The organism is Kitasatospora putterlickiae (assembly GCF_039527695.1).
Classification (GTDB): domain Bacteria; phylum Actinomycetota; class Actinomycetes; order Streptomycetales; family Streptomycetaceae; genus Kitasatospora; species Kitasatospora putterlickiae.
In genome coordinates this window covers 1-22,256 of the sequence record NZ_BAAAKJ010000096.1, presented here as the reverse complement: position 1 = coordinate 22,256, position 22,256 = coordinate 1, and the positions used below count along the sequence as shown (strand labels likewise).

The window sequence follows — 22,256 nt, the reverse complement described above, 5'->3', positions numbered from 1 at the left end:
GGGACGAGCGGAACGAGGACGGCGACGACATGCTGACCGCCCTCGCCGACCGGCGCAGGCCCGCCGCCGCGGCGACGGCACCGGGCGCTTGGTGCGCGGCACCCGGGTCCGGGGGGCGGGTGCGTTCCGTCGAGCAGCCGCGGCCGGTCGGCTTCCTCTGCCGGTGGTCATGCTCCGTGGTTGCCGCTGCCGCTCGATGGAGGTGGCCACGTCAAGGAGTTGTCGGTGCGGTAGGGTTCTGCCCGGTGTGCCGGGAAGTCTGGTCGGCGGGCAGGAGCGGCCCTCCTCGCTCCTCGTTGATGTCGAGGTGGTTTCCCATGGTGCCCGCAGTGCCCCTCCTGGTGTCCGCGGCCCCGTCGCCGGGTGTGCGAGTCGGTTCCGCGGCCACTTCGGCGTGGGTGTGCATGCGGTGACGGAGGCGCAGCACGGTCTTGAGGAGCTGAGCCGCCAGTACGTGGAGCTGCTCGCGGATGTTTCCCGTACGGGCCGGCCGCTTCGGCGCGCGGAACTGGAGAGCCTGCGGCTGCTGGGAGAGCGCAGCGCCGAGGCGGGGTGCGGTTTGCGCGACGTGGTCTCGCGGTGTCTGGGGGCGACGCGTGAGAGGTGGCAGGCCCTGCCGGGGATAGCCGGTGCCGCCACGCTCAGCGAGCTGCGGCGGGCCGGGGAGGCGGCGCTTGCGGCAGCGGACGCCGCGCTCGCGGCCGTGGGGGAGGGGCACGAGCGGGGGCAGCGGCTCGCGGTGCGTCAGGAGGAGGCGCTTCGCAGGGAGTTCATCGACGACCTGCTGTACGGGCGCAGCGATCCGGGCCTGCTGGCGGAGCGGGCGGAGCGTTTCGGATTGCGGCTGGCCAGCGCGCACGCGGTCGCGGTGGCGGTCGGGGACGAGCCGTACGACGACGTGCACCCGGTGGTGCGGCGGGTGGAGCGCGAGCTGGTGGGCCGTTTCGGCGAGCGGGACGTGCTCTTGGCGAGCAAGGACGGCCGACTGGTGTGCGTGGCTCCGGACAGTGAGCGCGCGGTGCTGGACTTCTTCGCCCAGCTGGCGCTGGGGCCCGGGGCCGGGTACCGCCCGGCCAGGCGGGTGGCCACGGGCAGGGAGCACTCCGGGGCGGGCGGGGTGGTGCGCAGCTACGAGGAGGCGCTGGGAGCGCTGGACTTCGCCGATCGGCTTTCCCTGCCGGCCGTGCTGTTGAGGGCGGAGGAGCTGTTGGTCTTTCCGGTGCTGATGCGGGACCGTGCGGCGATGGCGGAGCTGGTGCGCAGTGTGCTCGGGCCGTTGAGCGGGGCCCGGGGTGGTGCGTGGCCGTTGCTGGAGACGATCACGGCGCAGGCCGAGTCGGGGTACGTGAACGCGGAGGCGGCTCGGCGGTTGGGGCTGAGCGTGCGGACGTTGTCGTACCGGCTGGCCAGGATCAAGTCCCTGACCGGGTACGACCTGGCGGATCCCTTGCACCGCTACACCCTGGAGACGGCGGCGATGGGTGCCCGGTTGCTGGGCTGGCCCCAGCGGCCGCTCTGAACCGTGCCGGCCTGCCCGACCCAGGGTGTTAACGGGGCATAAAGATTGCCTGGTCCTGGCAATGTGCGAACGGTCCTCCGATGGCCAGGATTGCCGTGGCACCGAACGGTGCCGTGACGCGGGGCGATGGGGGTGGAACGGGTGCCGGGATTCGTGGAGGTCGCTCTGGGCTATCCCACGGCGCTGTTCAGTTTCGCGTTGCTGGTGGTCATCGGGTACTGGGGGCTGGTGCTGCTCGGTGGCCTGGGTGTCGACGCCCTGGACGGGGGAGAGGGCGTCGACACCCACGGGGGAGCCCTGGTCGGTCTCTCGCTGGGAGGCGTGCCGGTGACGGTGGCGGGCTCGCTGCTGGTCGCCGTTGCCTGGTTCGTGAGTCTGTCCGGTTCGGCCCTGACCGCCGGAGTGCCCGCGCGGACGGCCGTCCTGGCGGTCGCGCCGGCCTGCGCCTGGGTCGGGACGAGGGCGGTGCTGCCTCCGATCGCCAGGCGGCTTCCCCGTGAACGGCCGGTCCGGCGCGACGACTTCGTCGGGCGGCTGTGCGTGGTGCGCACCGGCCGGGTCACCGACGCCTTCGGACAGGCGGAGGTCGTCGCGCAGGACGGGTCGAGCGCGGTGGTCCAGGTGCGCTCCCTGGCCGGGGAGCCAGGGCTGACGGCCGGCCGTACCGCGCTGATCTTCGACTACGACGCGGAGCGCGAGTGGTTCCTCGTGACCGCGTTCGACCCCACCGCGCCCGGCGACTGACCGGCTGCCCCGCTTCGGAACTCCTTTCACACAAGGGACTTGTGATGGACACCATCGCTGTCGGCTTCGGCGTGCTCATCGCCGTCGTCCTGCTCGTCGTTCTCGCGCTGCTGCTGTTCACCAGCCGGCTCTACCGCAAGGTCGAGCAGGGCAAGGCGCTGATCATCTCCAGGGCGCGGAAGGTCGACGTGACCTTCACCGGTGCGGTCGTCCTGCCGGTGCTGCACCGCGCCGAGCAGATGGACATCTCCGTGAAGACGATCGAGATCTCCCGCACCGGCCGGGACGGCCTGATATGCCGGGACAACATCCGTGCCGACATCCGGATCTCGTTCTTCGTGCGGGTCAACAAGACGGTCGAGGACGTCATCAAGGTGGCCCAGGCGATCGGCACGGCCCGCGCCAGCGACCAGGCCACCCTTCAGGACCTGTTCGCCGCGAAGTTCTCCGAGGCGCTGAAGACGGTCGGCAAGCAACTGGACTTCACCGACCTCTACACCCACCGGCATGAGTTCCGCGACCAGATCATCGCGGTGATCGGCACCGACCTCAACGGCTACAGCCTGGAGGACGCGGCGATCGACCACCTGGAGCAGACGCCGCTGAAGCAGCTCGACGCCGACAACATCCTCGACGCCCAGGGGATCCGCAAGATCACCGAGCTGACCGCGATCGAGCACGTGCGCACCAACGAGTACCAGCGCACCGAGGAGAAGGAGATCACCCGGCAGAACGTCGACGCCCGCGAAGCCGTCCTGGAGCTGGAGCGTCGCCAGGCGGACGCGGAGATCCGCCAGCGCCGCGAGATCGAGACGCTGCGGGCGAAGGAGGAGGCGCAGATCGCCAAGGTGCAGGAGGAGGAGCGCCTCGGCGCGCAGGCCGCGTTCCTGCGGACCGAGGAACAACTCGGCGTCCAGCGGGAGAACCAGGCCCGCGAGGTCGCCGTCGCCCAGAAGAACCGCGAGCGGGTCATCGCGATCGAGACGGAACGCATCGAGAAGGACCGCCTCCTGGAGGTGATCGGACGCGACCGGGAGACCGAACTCGCCCGGATCGCCAAGGACAAGGAGGTCGAGGAGCAGAAGCGCGAGATCGCGGACGTGATCCGCGAGCGCGTGGCGGTGGACCGCACCGTCGCCGAGCAGGAGGAGTCGATCATGACCCTGCGCACGGTCGAGGAGGCGGAGCGGCAGCGCCGGGCGGTGGTCATCCAGGCCGAGGCCGAGGCGCAGGAGAGGCTGGTCAAGGACATCAAGGCGGCCGAGGCCGCCGAGCAGGCCGCCGACCACAGGGCGCGCGAGTCACTGGTCCTGGCCGAAGCCCGCCGCCAGGCCGCAGAGCTGGACGCCGCCGCCAAGGTCCGCCTCGCCGAGGGCGTCCAGGCGGAAGCCGCCGCGGAGGGCCTCGCCCAGGTGCGGGTGCGCGAGCAGGAGGCCGCCGCGATCGAGAAGGTCGGCCGTGCGGAGGCCGCCGTCCTCGCGGACAAGGCCCGGGCCGCCGCGCTGGAGATCGGTGCGAGGCTCAAGGCCGAGGCCGAGGGCCTGACCGAGAAGGCCGCCGCCATGGCCGCCCTCGACGAGGCCGGCCGCGGCCACGAGGAGTACCGGCTGCGTCTGGCCGCCGAGAAGGACGTCCGCCTCGCGCACCTGGACGCCCAGCGGCGGATCGCCGAGGCCCAGGCCACCCTGGTCGCGGCCGGCCTGGAGAAGGCGAACATCGACATCGTCGGCGGCGACTCGGTGTTCTTCGACCGCCTGGTGCAGTCCGTGACCGCGGGAAGGAGCGTCGACGCGTTCGTCACCCACTCCGACACCGCGCGCGCCCTCGCCGGCCCGTGGCTGGACGGCAGCGCCGACTTCACCGCGGACCTCACCCGGGTGCTGTCCTCCTTCTCCACCGCCGACGCGCAGAACCTCACCGTCTCGGCGCTGCTGATGAAGCTCATCGGCGCCGGCGGTGACCAGACCGGACCGCTCACCCAACTGCTCGCCTCCGCACGGCAGCTGGGCATCGCGGAGACCCCGCTCGCCGCCCTCAACGGCGCGAAGAAGGAGAAGGAGCACCACGGGTGAGCGAGGATGTCGTCGACGCCGGCACGTACGAGGTGCTGCGTGCCCGCCTCGCCCGGGCGGCGGCCGACCTGACCGACCGCGCCCAGGAGGTCAACGCCCGGCGGGTCGCGCGGTTCGGCGGCGGGGAGCTGGTCCTGGCGGGCACCGGCCTGCTGACCGTCCCGGCCGCGGGCGCGCTGCGTGAGGTGGTCGCGGTCGGCGGACTGGTGCTGGCCGGGCACCGGGTCGCCAACGGCGCCGCCACCCGCCTCGGCGACGTCCTCACCCTGCACCGCCCCGACCTCACCGGCGCGCCCGCCGAGGCGCTGCCCGGCCTGCTCGACGACCCGCGCCTGCGGCAGGACCTCGACGAACTGCACCGCTACTACCGCGACGCCCGCCTCGAACAGCTCCGGCTCGTCGAGGGCCGGCTGCTGGCCGTCTTCCGCACCGGACCGGCCGCCGGTGACCTCCGGGTCCTGCGCTGGCAACTGTCGGCCGACGGCGCCCCGGCCTACCTCGACGCCAGGGGCGAGCGCGATCACGTCCCGCCCGAGGCGCCGCGGCCCGACTGGACGGAGGTCACCCGCGACGATCACGTCGCCGGCCGGCCGCCCCAGGTCGCCCTCGGCGGCGAACTCCTGCTGTCCACCGAGGGCGGCACCCTGCGCCTGACCACCCCGGCAGCCCACACCGTGCACGAAGAGCCCCTGGACGAGGCGCTGCAGACCCTCCCCGACGCCGAGATCGCCCACGGCCGGATCGGCACGCTGCTCCTGGTGCGGATCCGGCCCTACCAGGAACGGCGCGTCCGCTACCTGGTGTGCCACCTGCCGACCGGCCGGGTGCGCCGACTCGACGCGCTCGGCCGCTCCTGCCTGCCACTGCCCGCCGGCCAGGGCGTGGCCTTCCCCGGCGGCTACGCCTTGGTCGACGGCACCGTCCGGGTCTTCGACCAGCCCACCGATGGACTGCGGTACGAGCGAACGGTCGCCTCGCCCAACGGCGAGGACGTGCTGTACGTCTTCCGCGACCCCGCCGACGGCCGCACGATGCTGATGCCCTACAACAGCGTCCGCCAGGAGGCCGCCGCACCCCTGGTCGGCCAGGGCCACGCCCTGTTGGAGGACGGCACCCTGGTGCTGCCGCGCAAGACGGCGGGCCCCTCCCGGCCGCACCCGGTGCAGATGTGGCGGACCCCGTTCACCAGCGAGCGGCACGCCGTAGCGTCCCAGCCGCCCGGGCACGGCCCGCTGGCCCGGATCGGCAACGCCGACCTGGTGGCGGGCCTCGCCGACTGCCTCGCCCTCGCCCGCCTCGCCGCCGCCCCCACCGACACCACCGCCGGGTACCGGGCCGTCCTAGCCGCCTGCGGTCGCACCGCCGACCGCCACCACTGGCTCACCGACACCGCACTCGGCGAACTGCACCGGCCGCTGGAGGCGATCCGCGAGGCCGCGCGCCAGGTGATCGCCGAACACGAGACCGTCACCCGGCTCACCGCCCACACCGCCCGGACGGTCGAGCGGACCGCCGAACGGATCGAGGGCCTGCTCCGCCTCACCCGCGGCGAGAGCCTCGCCTCGGCCACCGACTGGGTCACCAGGCTGAGCGAACTGCGCAGCGCACAGGGCGAGGTGGAGTCCCTTCGCGCACTGCCCCGGGCGGACGCCGACCTCATCGACCGGCTGGCCGCCCGTCTCTCCGACGGCCTCACCGAGGCCGCCGTCCGCGCCATCACCTTCCTCGCCGAGCCGGACGCCTTCACCGGCCACCGCCGGCAGGCCGAAACGCTGGCCGCCGCGGCCGGGGACCTCCCCACCGCCGCCGAGGCCGATCCGCTGGCCGAGCAGCTCACCGCGCAGACCGAGGCCCTGCAGACCGTCGCGGACCTGGTCACCGCCTCGGACGTCGCCGACGCCACCGTCCGCACCGCCGTCCTCGACCGCGTCGCCGAGGTCTTCGGCCTGCTCAACCAGGCCCGGACCGCCCTCGCCACCCGTCGTCGTGAGCTGCGCACCAGCGAGTCCGCGGCCGAGTTCGCGGCGGAGAGCGCCCTGCTCGCCCAGGCCACCGCCGCCGCCCTCGGCGCCGCGGACACCCCACAGGACTGCGACGAGCAACTCGGCCGGATCCTGCTGCGCGTCGAACAGCTCGAAACCCGGTTCGCCGATGCCGACCCGGCCCTCACCGAGCGGCTCGCCGCCCACCGCACCGAGGCCCACGACGCCCTCACCGCCCGCCGTCAGGCGCTGCTCGACGAGCGCGCCCGCCGCGCCGACCGCCTCGCGGCGTCCGCCGACCGCCTCCTCGACGCACTGCGCCCCCGCCTCGCCACCGTCGACTCCGCCGGGGGGATCGACGCCGCCCTGCTCTCCGACCCGATGGCCGTGAAGGTGCGCCAACTCGCGGAGCGGCTCGGTGAACTCGGCGACCCGGTACGCGCCGAGGAGATCACCGCCGCTCTACGCGCGGCGGGCGAACAGGCCCGCCGCGCCCTGCGTGACCGCGCCGACCCGGCCACCGACGGGCCCGGCACGCTGCGACTGGGCCGGCACCGCTTCACGGCCGCCACCGGCCGTCCCGAACTCACGCTCGTCCCCTGGCGGGGCCACCCCGCGTTCGCCCTCACCGGCACCGACTACCGCGCGCCCGTCACCGACCCCGGCTTCGCGGCGACCCGCGCCTACTGGGACCAGCTCCTCGTCTCCGAGACGGACGCCGTCTACCGCGCCGAGTACCTCGCCGCCCGCCTGGTCCTGGACGCCGAACCGGACGGCCTCGGCCCGCTGCACGAAGCCGCGGCCGACGGCCGGCTCCTCGAACTCGTCCGCCGCGCGGCCGAGGCGCGCCCCGACGAGGGGCACCAGCGCGGCGTCCACGACCACGACGCCACCGCCGTCCTTACCGCGCTCCTCCGGCAGCACGGCACCGCCGGGACGCTCCGGCACCCGGCCGCCGCCCGCGCCGCGGCCCAGCTCTACTGGGCCCACGGCACCGGCGAGACGGGCCGGTCCGTGTGGCGCAGCCGCGCCCGCTCGCTCGGACTGGCCCGCCGAGCCTTCGGCCCGGTTCCCGCCCTCGGTGACCTCGGCGCTGAACTCCAGTCGGCCATGGACGAGTTCGGCGCCAGGACCGGCATCGCGGCCGACCGGGCCGGGGTCTACCTCGTCGAGGAACTCACCCGCCCCGCCTTCGGCTTCGTCGCCCGGCCCGCCACCACCGCGCTGCTGGACAAGTTCCACGCCCAGGCGGATGCCCACGGTCTCACCGAAGCCCTCGCCGCCCTTCCCGACGAGCCCGCGCTGCTGCCCGCCCGCCGCCAACTGGCCCGCGCCTGGCTGGAGGCGTTCACCGCCGCCACCGCCCATCCCGCCACGCCCGACGACCTCGCCGAGGCCGCCGCCGTCCTGCTCGGGCCCGACCTGCCGCGCTACCCCGCGGACGCGCTCCTTGAGACCACCGTCACCGGTCTGCTCGGCGACCACCCCCGCGTCCGCGCCGGCCGTCTCACCGTACGTCTGGACGAACTGCTCACCCGAGCGGCCGAGTTCCACACCACGCGGGTCCCCGGCTTCCGCGCCTACCAGCGGCAGCGTGCCGAACTGCTGGAGTCCGAGCGTGCCCGGCTGCACCTGGACCAGTACCGGCCGGCCCCGCTCAACGGCTTCGTCCGCAACCGCCTCATCGACGAGGTCTATCTCCCCCTCGTCGGGGACAACCTCGCCAAGCAGCTCGGCACCGCGGACGACACCGCCCCCGCCGACCGCAGCGGCCTGCTGCTGCTCGTCTCCCCGCCCGGCTACGGCAAGACCACCCTCGTCGAGTACCTGGCCGACCGGCTCGGCCTGCTCCTCGTCAAGGTCAGCGGCCCGGCCCTCGGCCACCGGGTCACCTCCCTCGACCCCGCCGAGGCACCGAACGCCACCGCCCGGCGCGAGATCGAGAAGGTCAACTTCGCCCTGCACGCCGGGAGCAACGTGCTGCTGTACCTCGACGACGTCCAGCACACCTCGCCCGAACTCCTCCAGCGCTTCATCCCGCTGTGCGACGCCCAGCGCCGCATCGACGGCGTTTGGGGCGGCCGGGCCCGCGCGTGGGACCTGCGCGGCAAGCGCTTCGCCGTCGTCATGGCCGCCAACCCGTACACCGAGTCCGGGCGGCTCTTCCGCATCCCCGACATGCTCGCCAACCGCGCCGACGTCTGGAACCTGGGTGATGTCGTCGCGGGCCGCGAGGACCTCTTCGCCCTCAGCTTCATCGAGAACACCCTGAGCGCCAATCCACACCTCGCACCGCTGGTCACCGCCGAACGCGCCGACCTGGACACCCTCCTGCGCCGTGCCGCCGGACAACCCGCCCCGGGGGCACTCTCCCGGCCGTGGACCGCCGCCGAGACCGAGCGGATGACCGCCGTCCTGGCCAAACTGCTGCGGATCCGCACGACCGTCCTCGCTGTCAACCGCGCCTACACGTACTCCGCCGCCCAGAGCGACCGCACCCGCACCGAGCCGCCGTTCCTGCTCCAGGGCTCCTACCGCAACATGGCCAAGATCGCCCAGCGGGTCATCCCCGCCATGGACGACGCCGAACTCGACGCCCTCATTGACGACCACTACCGCGCCGAGGCCCAGGCCCTCGGTGCCGAGACGGAAGCCCAACTCCTCAAACTCGCCGACCTGCGCGGCACACTCACCCCCGACCAAGCCGCTCGCTGGGCAGCCGTCAAAGCCGCACAGCGGCCGGCGCGCTGACTGACCGGGCCACCGGGCGGATTCCAGGATCGAGGGCGGTCCCGGACCCGGCGACACACACGCCGCACGACCGGTCACCCGCCGCCGTACCTGCGCCGACCAGCAGCTCGGCAGGAGGACGGGAACGACGCCGCGGAGTGCCCCGACAGCGCGCGGCAGCCGGAGCGGGGGGAGGCACTCGTACGTGCCCTCGGCCCGGCCGCCACGACCGCCCCACGCATCGTTGCGGCCGGCGCACACTGCCGGTGGACGCGCACTCCGTGGCCGGACAGGGCCATGGCTGCCGAGGTGCCCATGGGGCCGGTGCCGTCGCTCAGGGTGTTCTTCGACGGGGCGTGTTCTTCGGAGCGGGCAGGCGCGCCGGGACCCCCTGTCCAACGCGTGGACGCCCCGGGGAGCAGGTGATCCACTACGGCTTCGCGGGCTCCCTGGAGGAGGACGGCGCCGCGTCCGACGGCGAGCCCGTCCACCGCTTCGCCGAGTGCGCCACCGGCTACCTCCCCGCGGTCGCCGTTCCCTGAGCCGGCCGTCCCTCCAAGCGGCCCGCGGCCATTTCGGGCGGTGCCCCGGCCATGTTCCCGCGCGCGCGTTGCCTGGTACCGATCTCCTCGAACACGCTGGGCGTACACGAAAGTTTCCCACCGGGGAGGGGAAGGTCAGGTGTACACGCAGTTCGATACGGCGGGATTGCCGTCGTACGAGCGGTTCGAGTGGTGGCGCGAGGCAGTCGGCCGCGGAGTGGCGCCCGTGGAGATCACCACCGAGGCGGTCGGATTCGAGGGGAGCGTCGGGTCACTGCCTCTGGGGCGGGCACATCTGACGACGATGCGCTTCTCGCAGTTGCGGTCCGACCGGACGGCGGCGATGGTGCGTCAAGGGGACCCGGAGACGTTACGAACTGGCCCTGATCCTCGGTGGGTCCATGACGGTGTCGCAGGGGCGCAGCGAGGCCCGTCTGGTCGCCGGCGACTTCGCGCTCTGGTCCTCGTCGCACCCCTACCGCGGTGATGCGGCGGGAAGCGTGGGCGGCCCGGACGGGGGCCCGTGCGACGGCCCCTCACGTGCGATCGTGCTGCACCTGCCTCGGGCACTGGTCCCGCTGCCCGAGGCCAAGGTCGGTGACCTGCTCGCCCGTACGCTGCCTGCGGCCGCCGGCATGGGCCGGATACTGGCGCAGCACCTGGCCTCGGTGGCCGGTGAGGCCCACCTCCTGACCGAACAGGACTGTGCCCGGCTCGGCGTGATCAGCCTGGACCTCGCGGCCGGCTTCCTCGCCGAACGGGCCGATGCGGCGGCCCGGTTGCCTCCCGAGACACCCCATCGACTGCTGCTCTCCCGGATCGACGTCTTCCTCCGGGACAACCTGGCCGATCCCGGCCTGGGCCCGGCAGCCATCGCCGCGCACCACCACATCTCGGTCAGGCTGTTGCACCAGCTCTTCCGCGAGCGGGGTGAGACGGTGTCCGCCTCGATCCGCCGCGGCCGCCTCGAACGCTGCCGTGCGGACCTGGCCGAACCGTCCCTGTGGCACGTCACCGTCCGCAAGATCGCGATGCGGTGGGGGATGGACAACCCCGCCGGCTTCAACCGGGCCTTCCGCGCCGCCTACGGCACGACCCCGGGCGAGTACCGGCGGTCCGCCTCCGCTGCGCCGAGCGACAACACTTCGTGCGCCGGACGGGAATGACGGCCGTGGAGGCCTGCGGAAAGAATGACTGTGCACACGGAGGAACCGGTGGCGCCAACGCACCGGCACCAGGACCGACTCGTGGACAAGGGGACAGGGATGAACAAGCGCACCAGCCTCAAGCTGCTCGCGGCAACAGCGGTGATGGCCGGCGCCGTCGCCGCCGGAACGACCCCCGCCTCCGCCCAGGGTGTCATCGTCTTCGACCAGTGGCGGACCTACCAGAGCTTCGTCGGCTGCGAGGGCTGGCTCGACTCCGGGTACGAGGTCGGCACCAACGAAGTCCATGTGCGCGGCGCGTTCAAGCTCGGTACCAGCACCAGGGGCACCGTCTGCAAGGGCTGGCTGGAGCGGCGGACCGACCCCAACGCACCCTGGCAGCGGATCTCCGACATCCACACCGCCAGCGACACCACGTACTGGTACTACGACGGCGGCACCTACCAGGCCCGAGTGTGCGTCGGTGACCTGCTCTACTCGAACTCCTACTCCTGCGAGGGCTACTGGTAGGCCGCCGAGGGGGGCGGCGGTCACTTAGTAGTACTTCGTTAGGCGTGGAGTGGTCGGGTGTGTGCCGGCTGGCGTGTGGTGGGTAACTCGCGGTGGCGGATGGGGCATTCGCCGGTCCAGGCCCGTATGAGGTCCCGGACGGCGTCGAGGACTCGGTGGAAGGCCAGGCCGGCGCCTCGGCTTCCGGGTCGAGGCGCCGGGGGGGNNCGCCCCCGGCGCCCGATCAAGCAGCCAGGCTGCCGCTGCCGGTGCGGCGGGCACCACGCACCCTGGCTGGCGGCTGCCGGCTCGTCGGCCGTACCTGCGTCGGCGTCATCTGGCTCTGCGGGCCCGAGGGCACCTCCGCTCCCGGCTCCCCCGGCGCGGCGTCGCGGTCCTGTGGCTGGGCGTGGTGCTGCTGCGCACCTTCCGGGGGCTGATGGGACAGTGATGGGTGAAGACCCCGGGCATCGTGCTGGGCGCCTTCGTGCTGGTCGTTGGCGGTTCAGAGCCACCCGTTGTGTGCGGCCCTGATGCCGGCTTCGAAACGACTGCTGGCGCCCAGGCGTTCCATGATGGAGGACATGTGGCGGCCGACGGTCCGTGAGGAGATGCCGAGTCGCTGGCCCGCGGCGTCGTCGGTGAGGCCGGTGCCGAGCAGACGCAGGAGTTCGCGTTCGGTGGGGGTGAGGCCGCTCTGGGGGTCGTCGGTGCGGGCGGCGCCAAGGGGTACGGCTGTGCTCCATGCCTGTTCGAAGAAGTCGAGGAGGGCGGTGAGGATGCCGGGTTCGGTGACGTACAGGGCTCCCAGACGGTTGTCGCCCGGGTCGATGGGCACGAGGGCCTGGGCGCGGTCGACGACCACAAGGCGCTGGGGGATTGTGGGGGCGGTGCGGACCTCGCCGCCCTGGCTGAGGAGCCAGTGCGCGTAGTTGGCGACGTGGGGCTGGTTGCGGGTGGCGTCCTGGTAGAGGGTGCGCATGGTGATGCCGCGTCCGAGGGCCTCGGTGTCGGCGAGACGGCTGACGGCGAGGTCTTCGGCGCGCTGATTGCCGGGCTGGCTGCTGAGGACCTCAGTGGTGGCGCTGTGGCCCATCCGTTCGAGACGGCTGTGGATGGCGTCCATGCCGAGGAGCCGTTCACCGTGCGTGGTGCGATGCTCGGCGCGCTCGGCGACCATGCGGGTCACGGCGGCTCGTGAGGCTGCCAGCCGGGCCTGGCGGGCGGCGAGTTCGGCCTCCTGGTTGGCGAGGATGTCGGCGAGACCGATCTCGGGACTCACCGCGCGCATCTGGCCGGGGCGTTCGGCGGAGACACGTACGAGGGTGAGCCGGCTCAGCTCGTCGAGGTGGTCGTGCACCTGCGTGGCGGTCAGGGCGCAATGGGCGGCGATGTCGTCGACGCCGTAGCCGGGGTGGTCAAGCATGGCCTGGTACACCGCTGTGGCCGCGGTGGTCAGTCCGAGCACCTCGAGCATCGTTCCCCCGGTTCGTCTGGTTCACCGGCCCCTGTCGGACGCCTGGAACACCCGGCCTCATCAAACACTCTTTCGATGCTTCGTTCGAGGTCTATTCGGGCCGATCGTGTCGCCCCGCCCGATGTGCGCGCGGATCGCGTTGCAGGTCACCGCTCTGTGATTTATGTCATGCGCATGACTCTATGTCCGGCCTCGGACAGTCCGGTGGGCGACAGCCGCAACGCCTTCCGGCGTCGCCGGAAGGCGGGAAAGCTGTTGATCGCCGCCAGGGGGACACCCCGGGACGGCAGCCGGATGAAGCGCCAACCGCGGGGCGCCTTCCGGCACCACGACAGCCACCCCATCAGCAGCGAAGGACTCCACCATGCTCCGCACCCGTATCGCCCAGGCCACCGCGGTCGTCGCCGTCGCCCTCACCGTCATCGGTGTCGCCCCGGCCGCCGCCACGGCCTCGGCCCCCATCGGCGCTCCCGCCTCGACGGCGTCCCAGGACAGCCTCGGCTGGGGCGGCTGAGCCGGCCATGGAGATCGTCTACGCCAGCCTCACGCCTCGGCCGGGCGAAGGCGTCCGCCCGGGAGACGAGGTCGAGGTCGTGGACGTCCTGTGGGCCCACTGCCGGCCCGCCGACGGACTGCAGCACGTCAGCGCGCAGTCCGAATCCGGACGGCTGGACCTCCTGCTCTACTTCCTGACCCCGAACTCGCCCGGCACGCCCAGAGCCTTGGAGCTCGCCCACGCGCTGATCACCCGGACCCACCGGATCTCGCCCTGGCTCAACCGACGCTACCTGGCCCAAGAGCCGCTCACGACACACGAAGGCATCAACTCGTGCTGATGGCGTAGCGGCCGCCGGGCCCCGCCTCTCCGCCGTCCGCGGGCCCGCGCTCGGCTCGCCGCCTCTCCGCTCCGCCCCGGGCCATCGAACCGTCTTCTCCCGCCTCGCCGCGACACCTGCCTCGCCCGCACGCCTCGCCGGCGAGCTCTCGCGCGCACCTCGGCTTCACACCACCCACTGTTCAACCTAGGAGAAATCCGTCATGTCCGTCGTCAAGTCCTCGTTCACCCGTACCGCCCTGGCCGCCGCGCTGGCGGTGTCCGCTACTGCCGGTGCGATGACCATCAGCGCCGCACCCGCCCAGGCGGCCTCGTCCGTTGGCGGGACGATCACGACGTCCGAGGTGATGCTGCGGGCCAACAACTGGTACCAGCGTGACGTCCCCTATGACCAGGGCTCGTACGCCACCGACATCACCGGCAGCAAGAGCTACCGGCAGGACTGCTCCGGCTTCATCTCCATGGCCTGGCGCCTGAGCAGCAGTGAGAACACCGACAGCCTCGACAACCGGGCGCGGACGACCCGCGTGGCCCTGTCGGACCTCCAGCCGGGTGACGCCCTGGACAACGATCCCGGCGACGGCTCCATCAAGGGCACCGGCCACGTCATCCTCTTCGACCACTGGATCAACAAGGCCACCGGCCAGTTCGCCTTCATCCACGAGGCCAACCCCCAGGACGACATGATGGCCGGAAGCGACTACCTGAGCGGCGGCAGCGACGGGAGGATCGCCGGGCACCCGGCCGGCGAGTACTTCGGCCTGCGCTACAACAAGATAGCCGCGGACGCCCCGAACCCGGCACCGGTCTCCAACGCCGGCACGATCACCGCCTCGACCACGAGCGACAACACCGCCCATGTCAGCATTGTCGGAACCGACGGGAGCCTCTGGTCGACCGATGCGAACTACACCGGCGGCGGCTGGAGCGGCGCCTGGGGCCGCCTTGACGGCTCCGGCCTCAAGGCCGTCACCAGTGTGACGGTCAACGACGTGGTGCACGTCTACGCGCTGGGCTCGACCGGCAGGGTGTACACCAAGGACGCGGACTACAACACGGGCCAGTGGTCGACGGGTTGGGTCGAGGTTCCTGGTGGCGCTTCCGGTGCTCAAGGTCTGACCGCCTCCGCCACCGGTACCACCGTCCACCTGCAGGTCATCGGCTCCGACGGCGCCCTCTACACCACCGACGCCAGCTACGGTGGCGGCGGCTGGGCCGGCTCCTGGACCAGGCTCGACGGTAGTGCGCTGAAGGCGCTGACCAGTGTGACGGTCAACGACGTGGTGCACGTCTACGCGCTGGGCTCGACCGGCAGGGTGTACACCAAGGACGCGGACTACAACACGGGCCAGTGGTCGACGGGTTGGGCCGAGGTCCCCGGTGGCGCTTCCGGTGCTCAAGGTCTGACCGCCTCCGCTACCGGTACCACCGTCCACCTGCAGGTCATCGGCTCCGACGGCGCTCTCTACACCACCGACGCCAACTACGGTGGCGGCGGCTGGGCCGGCTCCTGGACCAGGCTCGACGGCTCCGGCCTCAAGGCCATCACCAGCACCGTCACCGGCAACACCATGCACATCTACGCCATCGGCTCCACCGGCAAGGTCTTCACCAAGGACGCCGACTACAACACCGGCCAGTGGTCCACCGGCTGGGCCGAGGTCCCCGGCGGCGCCCAGGCATAGCGCTCATCCGGCAAGCCGGCACGACAACAGCTAAAGACACCACCAGACATGGCGTGGCCCCGGGCACTGACACCCGGGGCCACGCCATGTCTGGCAGGACCCTGTCTGGATGGCAACGGCTTCTTCGGCGGCGGCTCAGGGGCCGTCCCACTCTCGCGCCCTTCGGCAGCAACGGTTCCAGCACTGCCCCCTGCTCGTCCGTGAGATCTCCTCGTCCCATGAACGGTGATCATTCACAGCTCAAGATCCGTTTCGATACACGCCCTAAGCCCGAGGGCAAAGGTGAGCCTGTCGTCGTGACGGCGTCCTGCGTCCAGTCTGACGACGTCGACCAGGCCCAGCGCCCGAGCCTGCTCTTCCTCGGTCATCCGCTCCCGGGCACCGGCCAGGATGTCCCCGTTCACCCGGGTCCGCACGGCGGAGGCGTCGTGTCCAGGGAGGAGAACCTGGGAATCTCCAGTCGAGCCCCCACCAGCATCTCCAGCGCGATGTCGATCAGGTCCGCCGGGTTGTTCTTCGACGCCGCCTCGATCCGCATCGTCTCCTCGGCCGGCGCCAACCCCGCATGCTCTGCGGGGAAGACTGTTGCGGGCTGGGCGCGGAGCGTGTCGACGGTCGACGGGGGCACTATGCTCATCGGCTCCGGCTGAGCCGCCGGTCAACGGGCGGCTCAGCCTCCTGGCCGTGGTCAGGGCTCCAGGTCGTAGACCACGGTCACGGGGGCGTGGTCGGACCACCGTTCGGCGTGGGTGGCGGCGCGTTCGACGTAGGCCTCGACGGCCTTGGTGGCGAGGGTGGGGGTGGCGACCTGTAGGTCGATGCGCCAGCGGAACGACGGCTTTTGTAAAAGGTCCACCCGTTCGAGTGTGGGCTGTTCGAGGGTGTCTGCTGGCCTTGGCGGTAGGGGAGGCCCATGGGCAGCATGACAGCTTTGGCGCCGGTTCGGGCCGTGGTTGGTTTGAGCTTCCCCCGTTGGGTGGGGGTGTCCGGTGGTACGGGTCAGTAGTCCCAGACCACCGGCACGAAACGGAAGGTGCCGCTGCCGGCGTCCGCCACGTGGCAGACGGACGGGAAGGGCAGGTGGGTGGCCACCAACTGCTCGCCGGTCGCCGCCATCTCCGTCAGGAGGCGGACCCGGATGCGGGCCGACTCCTCCGGTTCGTGGTCGAAGCCGTTGTGCCAGTCGGGCTTGTCGAACCCGCACTGGAACACGGCGTCGCCCGCGAACGTCAGCCGGTCGCCGCCGGACTCCAGCCGGATGATGCTGTGGCCGGGGGTGTGACCGCCGGTGCGGCGGATCACGACGCCCGGCGCCACCTCGTACTCCTTCTCGAACGGCCACAACTGGCCGCGGTACACGTCCAGGAACCTTGAGGCGGTCCGGCGGAGCACGTCCGGCACCGGCGCGGGCATGTCGGTGCGGGAGAAGTCGGGCGCCGCCCAGAACTCGGCCTCGGCCGCCGCCAGGTGGACCCGCAGGTCCGTGCGGAGCCGGCCCCGCAGCCCCTCGACGAGCAGCCCGCCGATGTGGTCCATGTGCAGGTGGGTGAGCACCACGTCGGTCACCGACGCGGGATCGATCCCGGCCGCGTCCAGCCGTGCGGCCAGCTGCCCGGCCCGGGGGAAGCCGGGGAACTCCGTTCCCAGGCCCGAGTCGACCAGGACGGTCCGGCCGCCGCTGCGCACCACGGCGACGTTCAGTGGCCAGTTGATCGACTCCAGCGGCAGGTACATGTCCCCGAGCCAGGCCTTCAGCTCGGCGGCGGGGGCGTTGGTGGCCAGCGTCGCGGGAGGGATGGGCAGCACCCCGTCGCTGATCACCAGCACGTCGATGTCACCGACCTTCAACGCGTAGCGCGACGGCACCGGTTCGTCGATCCCGGCAGCGTCGGGGCGGGCGAAGTCGACTTGGGTCATGGGCGTTCTCCTCACGAAGGGCTCCGACCGGACTCCTCAACGGCGCCTGCGCGCACCGCACCGTCCGGTCACCCATGAAGACCGGCGGGCGGTCCGGTCTGTGACAACCGCGGACGCTTCCGGCCGGGCCCGACGTGGTGTCACAGACGGTCCTCCAACCCGGTCTTCCCGTTCGGAAGCGAATGCCCGCGACCCGCGGCACGGGTGCGCCCGGCCGGACGGGCGGCCGCTCCGACGGCATCACGACACAGGAAACGAGGTCACGTGAAACACCTCCGACCAGCGGCGGCCCTCCTGGCCGCCCTGGTGATCCCCTTCGCCGCACCGGAACTCGCCACCGCGGCCCCGGTGCCCGCCCCACCCGCGCTCACCGCCCCGGCGGCGGCCGAGGCCTCGGCCGCGTCCGCCGAGGATCCGGACCTGAGCTACGCAAACCGCGCCGCCCCGCCGATCGGCATGCCGGACTGGTCCCGCGTCGGCTACCGGGGCGGCCAGGACCTGCCGCGCGGCGAATCCGCCCTCACCGAGGACGCCGCCTGCCGCATCTCCCCGCAGAAGCTCGCCACCACCTACGGCGTGCGCGCGGACGACGGCGCCGACGACACCGCCGGGCTGCAACGGGCGATCGACGACATCAGGAACCAGTGCTCGCCGAGGGCCGACTTCAACCGGCTCTCGCTGATCGACCTGCCCGCCGGCCGGGTCGACCTGTCCCGGCAGGTCTACGTCGACGCCGACTTCCTGACCCTCCGGGGCAAGGGATCGGGCCCGGGCGGCACCCGACTGGTCTTCCGGCCCGACCTCAGCACCCGCTACGACACCGTGGTCAACGGCCGGTGGGACCAGGACAACATGGTGGCCGGGACCGGAAGCGACGTCGGCACCGGCGGCTGGATGTGGCCGGGGCGCGGCATGTTCCGGGTCCAGACCCGCGAGGTCGCGGCCCGCTACCAGGACGACTGGGAGGCGGCCTCGACCGTCCCCATGCGCAAGGACATCTTCGAGGGCAGCGTCAATCAGCACTGGGTCTCCGGCCTGAAACTGGCCGCCCAGGACGGCGACCCGGGCTACTCGGCCCGGCAGGGGTCGTCGGTCGTCCGGCTGGACGCCAAGGTCGACATGAAGAAGTTCCGCACCGGCGGCTACGTCTGGGTCGGCGCGGCCAACAGCAAGAACTTCTACGCGCAGCAGGGCATCACCGATCCGAGCATGATCGAGGCGCTCCACATGCGCCAGCAGATGTTCCAGGTGCTCCGGGTCGATGCGACGGCGAAGACAGTCACCCTGGACCGACCGCTGGAGTGGGACCTGCCGGTCAACTCCGAGTCGGACGGCTCCCCGCCGATCAACGGCAACGGCACGCCGTACGCCAGCAAGATCACCCCGCTGAAGGCCGTCGAGGGCGTCGGCTTCGAGGACTTCGCCTTCACCCAGGACATGAACGGACTGCCGAAGATCGGCGGCCAGGAGACGTACCGGCTGACCCCCGAGGAGGCCGTGCACAACTACGGCAACCTGGCGCCCGAGTACGCGATGCACGGCATCGTCTTCAAGTGGGCGGCGAACAGCTGGGCGCGCGGCCTCAAGGCCGAGATGACCGGCTCGCACCCGATCGTCACCGAGAACGCGCTCAACCTGCAGATCGAGCGCAACACCTTCGACGGCGCCTGGAACAAGGGCAAGGGCGGCAACGGCTACCTGCGCGGCAGCCGGGTCTGGAACTCCCTTTGGGCCCACAACGTGAGCCGCAACCTGCGCCACTTCACCTTCCAGTGGTCGGCCAGCGGCAACGTCGCCTTCCGCAACGACCTCGACTCCGACCTCAACCTGCACGGCGGGTGGGAGCACAACAACCTCTTCGAGCAGAACACGCTCCGGATCCCGTACGAACACCGCTCCGGCAGCTGCTCCGCCAACTGCGGCGGCGAGGGCGGCGAGATGGACGACGGGACGTGGTACCCCATCTGGTGGGCGGCCGGCCCCAAGGCCGGTAAGTGGTCCGGATCGTCCGGCCCGCAGAACGTCTTCTACAACAACACCATGCTCAAACAGAGCACCCCGGGCGGCCCGTTCGAACCGTACGGGCCCTACGGCAACCGGGCCGGAACGGCCTTCCAGTTCGGCTCCGACAGCCAGGAGCCGGACCGCTTCCGGCCGCTCGGCCAGGGCGGGCAGGCCATCGCCGACTGGACCGGCCGGGAGACGCTCGACTACTCGGGCCAGGGCGTGGTGCCGCTCGACGTGGGCAAGCGGCACTCCCTCTTCCTGCGCTACACCGGCGGCGAACTCGATCCCCGCGCCAGTGACGAGCGCAGGGTGGTCACCTGGAACATGCGCGGGCGGTACATCACAGACTCGAACAACGGCTCCGACAAGTGGCGGACCAGCCTGGAGGAGATCGCCGCCAACCAGAGGCCCGACGTCATCCTCCTCCAGGAGGTCGGCGGCCCGCCCTTCCCGCTGGGCATCAACGCCGAGCGCGTCGAGACGACGCAGACCACGTACCAGCGGCGGAACTCCGCGGGCGAGGTCATCGAAGCGCCCCCCATCAGGGAGTACCGGCGGACGCTGAACGGCGTCGAGGGCTACCTGTACTGGCTGCAGACGGACACCATGACGAACGGGCGGGTCGGCCAGACGAACCTCGCCATCTGGTCGCGGGAACGGGCCCGGGCCGTTCAGGAGGGGGACCGCCCGGGGACCGAGACGTTCTTCGTCGTTCCCTCCCCCGGCAGCGACACCTCCCGTCCGGCGTTCGGCGTCAGGATCGGCGACACCATCTACTTCACCGTGCACATGGACACGAGCGGCGGCGCGAACGCCACCAGGCTGCTCAACGCCATCAGAACCCGCACCAGGACGCAGCTGGCCGCGACCGCCGTCTTCGGCGACTTCAACACCAACCTTCGCGGACTCAGCCTGCAGATGCAGAACCTGTACCAGATCAGCGGGTCGACGCAGCACACCTACCCGGTCAACGGGACCCAACCGCCGGCGCACTACGACTACGGCGCGCTCGACCACATCAGCACACCGCGGCTCTACTTCCACGAGGCCACGCGGGTCGACGCCGTGCGGACCTCGGACCACTACCCCGTCCTGTTCAGGATCTCCCCCGACCCGGCCCCGCCACTGCCGCTGCCCGAGGCGGAGCCCAAGAAGGCGAAGCCGACGGGCGCCCGCACCGCCCGCTCCGCCAAGAGCTCCTACTCGCCCTACCCCAGCACCAAGCCCGGGAGCGGACCGGGCAGCGGCGGCCGGAGGCTCGGCACCCGGCCGGTCGACCGGGGCAACCGCGACATGGAGACCCTCGTCCTGGAGCCGGCCGCCGACCACCCCGACCAGTTCCGCATCCTGCACCGGATGACCCGCACCTACCTGAGCCAGGAGTTCGGCCTCCTGAACACGCCCGCGGTGCTGCTGCCGAACGGCGGCGAGGGGCTGACGCAGATCTGGAGCGTCATCGACATGGGCGACGGCACCTGGGTGGTGCTGAACGCCGAGACCTCGCAGGTGCTCGCCGTCGCCGACGGGCCCGACGGCGAGGAGGTGATGCTCCGCGACTTCGACGAGGAGGATGCCGCCCAGCGGTGGTTCTTCCAGGACCCCGAGACCGAGGCGCTGGACGTGGACGAGCTGCTGCGGCAGGACGACGACCCGCAGGACCTGGTGGTGGGCGTGCCGACCGGCGCCGGCCTCCCGCTGGACCTGGTGGTCGACGGCCACGGCGCCCGCGAGCAGTTCACCACCGTCTCCGCGGGCCGGATCGGCGAGGACCACTGCTACTACCTCATCAACAACGGGAGGTACGTCACCACCTCCGCCTCCGACCCGTACCCCCTGGACAACGCCCTCCTGACGATGGAGACCTTCCGCCCCGACCACCCTGGGTACCTGTGGTGCACCGAGACCCCCGACCGGCACGCCACCACGGGTGTGCCGCTGATCCAGCGCAACTCCACCGGGCAGCGTCTCTTCCTCACCTCGCGCGGGAACGCCCGCGGACTCGCCGTGACCGAGAGCCCCGCCGCCGCGGACCTGTGGACGTGGAAGGAGGTCCCCCAGTGAACACCGGGGAGCGGCACGGTTGGCCCCGCTGAACGAGCCTGACGTCCTGTCACACGGCGGGGGCGTTCCCGGTCTTCCTCTACGGGAGGGGGAACGCCCCCGCCACCCGGACCGGCCTCCGGTCCGGCGAAAACCACCTGGAGCAACGAATGACGACAACAGTTCTCAGGCGCCGCGGGATCCGCGCCCTGCTGGCCTTCGCCGTGGCCGCCGCGGTCGCCGTCCCCGGCCTCGGGGCCGCGTCCCCGGCCCGGGCGGACACACCCGACGGCACCACCAAGGTCGTAGAGGTGAAGCTCGACCACAACTACACCGGCGGCAACGTCGCCGGGTACCACACCGCGCTCATCCGCCTGCGCCAGGCGGCCGGACGGCAGTTCCGCGACGACGACGTCTACATCACCCAGGCGACGCCGCCCGGCCTGATCGCCCTGCGGCTCCAGGACGGCGACGGCAACGAGCTGTCGAGCCTCTACTTCAACCCGGCGAACCTCTACGTCGGCGGCTTCCGCACCAAGAGCGGAAAGCTGTACGCGTTCAACGACGCCTCGGAGAACGTGCGCACCGAGATGGGACGCGGTGGCCAGGTGAACACGCTGGCCTTCGGCGGCAGCTACGGCTCGCTCATCTCGACCGCCGGGGACGAGCCGTCGCTCGAATGGCTGAACGGGTTCATCGGCTCGGCCGAGATCGTCGGCAAGGCCGACCAGTCGATGGGCAACGCGGCCGGCCGCGCGACCGTCGCCCGGTCGCTGATCAAGCTCATCGGAGCGTTCTCGGAGGCCGCCCGGTTCACCGACTTCCGCGACACCTGGGACGCGGTCATCGCCGGGCGCAACGGCGGCGCCTTCTTCGAGGTCTCCAACCCCCGGCTGCGGGCGCTGCGCGGTGCCTGGGGGGCCATCTCCACATTCGCGATCGACATCACCACCGTCCCGTCCACGCCGCCGCTGACGGTCAGCGGCGTGGGCACGTTCGCGACGTGGCAGGACGTCCGGGACCACCTGCGGGTGATCCGGCGATAGCGGCC

15 protein-coding genes and 1 pseudogene are annotated in these 22,256 nt (G+C 71.8%); 11 read left to right on the top strand and 5 right to left on the bottom strand.

The window, feature by feature from the left end; translation table 11 throughout:
* Positions 1 to 409 precede the first annotated feature (409 nt).
* From ABD308_RS10440 to ABD308_RS10415, 6 genes are all read left to right on the top strand, one after another.
* Positions 410 to 1,519, top strand: a complete 1,110-nt coding sequence (locus tag ABD308_RS10440; protein ID WP_344331418.1) for a PucR family transcriptional regulator — start codon at positions 410 to 412, stop codon at positions 1,517 to 1,519.
* A gap of 153 nt (positions 1,520 to 1,672) precedes the next feature.
* A complete protein-coding gene (locus ABD308_RS10435; RefSeq protein WP_425554735.1) occupies positions 1,673 to 2,263 on the top strand; it encodes a hypothetical protein in 591 nt (196 codons plus the stop codon).
* Between the two features lie 44 nt (positions 2,264 to 2,307).
* On the top strand, positions 2,308 to 4,335 hold the full coding sequence (locus ABD308_RS10430) for a flotillin family protein (RefSeq protein WP_344331327.1): 2,028 nt from the start codon (positions 2,308 to 2,310) through the stop codon (positions 4,333 to 4,335).
* Positions 4,332 to 9,068 carry a DNA repair ATPase gene (locus ABD308_RS10425; protein WP_344331326.1) on the top strand — a complete coding sequence of 1,579 codons (4,737 nt, stop codon included), beginning with the start codon at positions 4,332 to 4,334 and terminating at the stop codon, positions 9,066 to 9,068. Before ABD308_RS10430 ends, ABD308_RS10425 begins: the two co-directional genes overlap by 4 nt.
* Positions 9,069 to 9,990: 922 nt before the next feature.
* Entirely contained in the window at positions 9,991 to 10,755 is a 765-nt protein-coding gene (locus ABD308_RS10420) for a helix-turn-helix domain-containing protein (RefSeq protein ID WP_344331325.1), read from the top strand.
* A 99-nt stretch (positions 10,756 to 10,854) separates the two neighbouring features.
* Positions 10,855 to 11,265: a hypothetical protein gene (locus tag ABD308_RS10415; protein WP_344331323.1), complete on the top strand. Its 411-nt coding sequence runs from the start codon at positions 10,855 to 10,857 to the stop codon at positions 11,263 to 11,265.
* 484 nt (positions 11,266 to 11,749) lie between these two features.
* Here ABD308_RS10415 and ABD308_RS10410 read toward each other — a convergent pair whose 3' ends face one another.
* Entirely contained in the window at positions 11,750 to 12,721 is a 972-nt protein-coding gene (locus ABD308_RS10410) for a LuxR C-terminal-related transcriptional regulator (RefSeq protein WP_344331321.1), read from the bottom strand.
* A 364-nt stretch (positions 12,722 to 13,085) separates the two neighbouring features.
* On the opposite strand from ABD308_RS10410, the gene ABD308_RS10405 reads away from it, so the two are divergent.
* The 3 genes from ABD308_RS10405 (at position 13,086) to ABD308_RS10395 (ending at position 15,241) form a co-directional block, all read left to right on the top strand.
* Positions 13,086 to 13,235, top strand: a complete 150-nt coding sequence (locus tag ABD308_RS10405) for a hypothetical protein (protein ID WP_344331320.1) — start codon at positions 13,086 to 13,088, stop codon at positions 13,233 to 13,235.
* A gap of 7 nt (positions 13,236 to 13,242) precedes the next feature.
* Positions 13,243 to 13,557, top strand: a complete 315-nt coding sequence (locus ABD308_RS10400; RefSeq protein WP_344331319.1) for a hypothetical protein — start codon at positions 13,243 to 13,245, stop codon at positions 13,555 to 13,557.
* Positions 13,558 to 13,759: 202 nt separating this feature from the next.
* Positions 13,760 to 15,241, top strand: a complete 1,482-nt coding sequence (locus ABD308_RS10395) for a PLL family lectin (RefSeq protein WP_344331316.1) — start codon at positions 13,760 to 13,762, stop codon at positions 15,239 to 15,241.
* 233 nt (positions 15,242 to 15,474) lie between these two features.
* On the opposite strand, the gene ABD308_RS10390 is transcribed toward ABD308_RS10395, so the two are convergent.
* From ABD308_RS10390 to ABD308_RS10375, 4 genes and pseudogenes are all read right to left on the bottom strand, one after another.
* Complete coding sequence (locus ABD308_RS10390) at positions 15,475 to 15,645, bottom strand: hypothetical protein (protein ID WP_344331311.1); 171 nt, start codon at positions 15,643 to 15,645, stop codon at positions 15,475 to 15,477.
* Positions 15,642 to 15,878 carry a hypothetical protein gene (locus ABD308_RS10385; protein WP_344331306.1) on the bottom strand — a complete coding sequence of 79 codons (237 nt, stop codon included), beginning with the start codon at positions 15,876 to 15,878 and terminating at the stop codon, positions 15,642 to 15,644. The genes ABD308_RS10390 and ABD308_RS10385 overlap by 4 nt, the downstream gene beginning before the upstream one ends.
* A 51-nt stretch (positions 15,879 to 15,929) precedes the next feature.
* Positions 15,930 to 16,067: pseudogene (locus ABD308_RS10380) on the bottom strand (exodeoxyribonuclease III); the annotation flags it as partial.
* A 173-nt stretch (positions 16,068 to 16,240) separates the two neighbouring features.
* Entirely contained in the window at positions 16,241 to 17,158 is a 918-nt protein-coding gene (locus tag ABD308_RS10375) for an MBL fold metallo-hydrolase (protein WP_344331300.1), read from the bottom strand.
* Between the two features lie 264 nt (positions 17,159 to 17,422).
* On the opposite strand from ABD308_RS10375, the gene ABD308_RS10370 reads away from it, so the two are divergent.
* Both ABD308_RS10370 and ABD308_RS10365 read left to right on the top strand, forming a co-directional pair.
* Positions 17,423 to 21,226: an endonuclease/exonuclease/phosphatase family protein gene (locus ABD308_RS10370; protein WP_344331296.1), complete on the top strand. Its 3,804-nt coding sequence runs from the start codon at positions 17,423 to 17,425 to the stop codon at positions 21,224 to 21,226.
* Positions 21,227 to 21,375: 149 nt separating this feature from the next.
* The gene (locus ABD308_RS10365) at positions 21,376 to 22,251 is read left to right on the top strand and encodes a ribosome-inactivating family protein (protein ID WP_344331280.1); all 876 of its coding nucleotides are present in this window, start codon (positions 21,376 to 21,378) and stop codon (positions 22,249 to 22,251) included.
* Positions 22,252 to 22,256 lie beyond the last annotated feature (5 nt).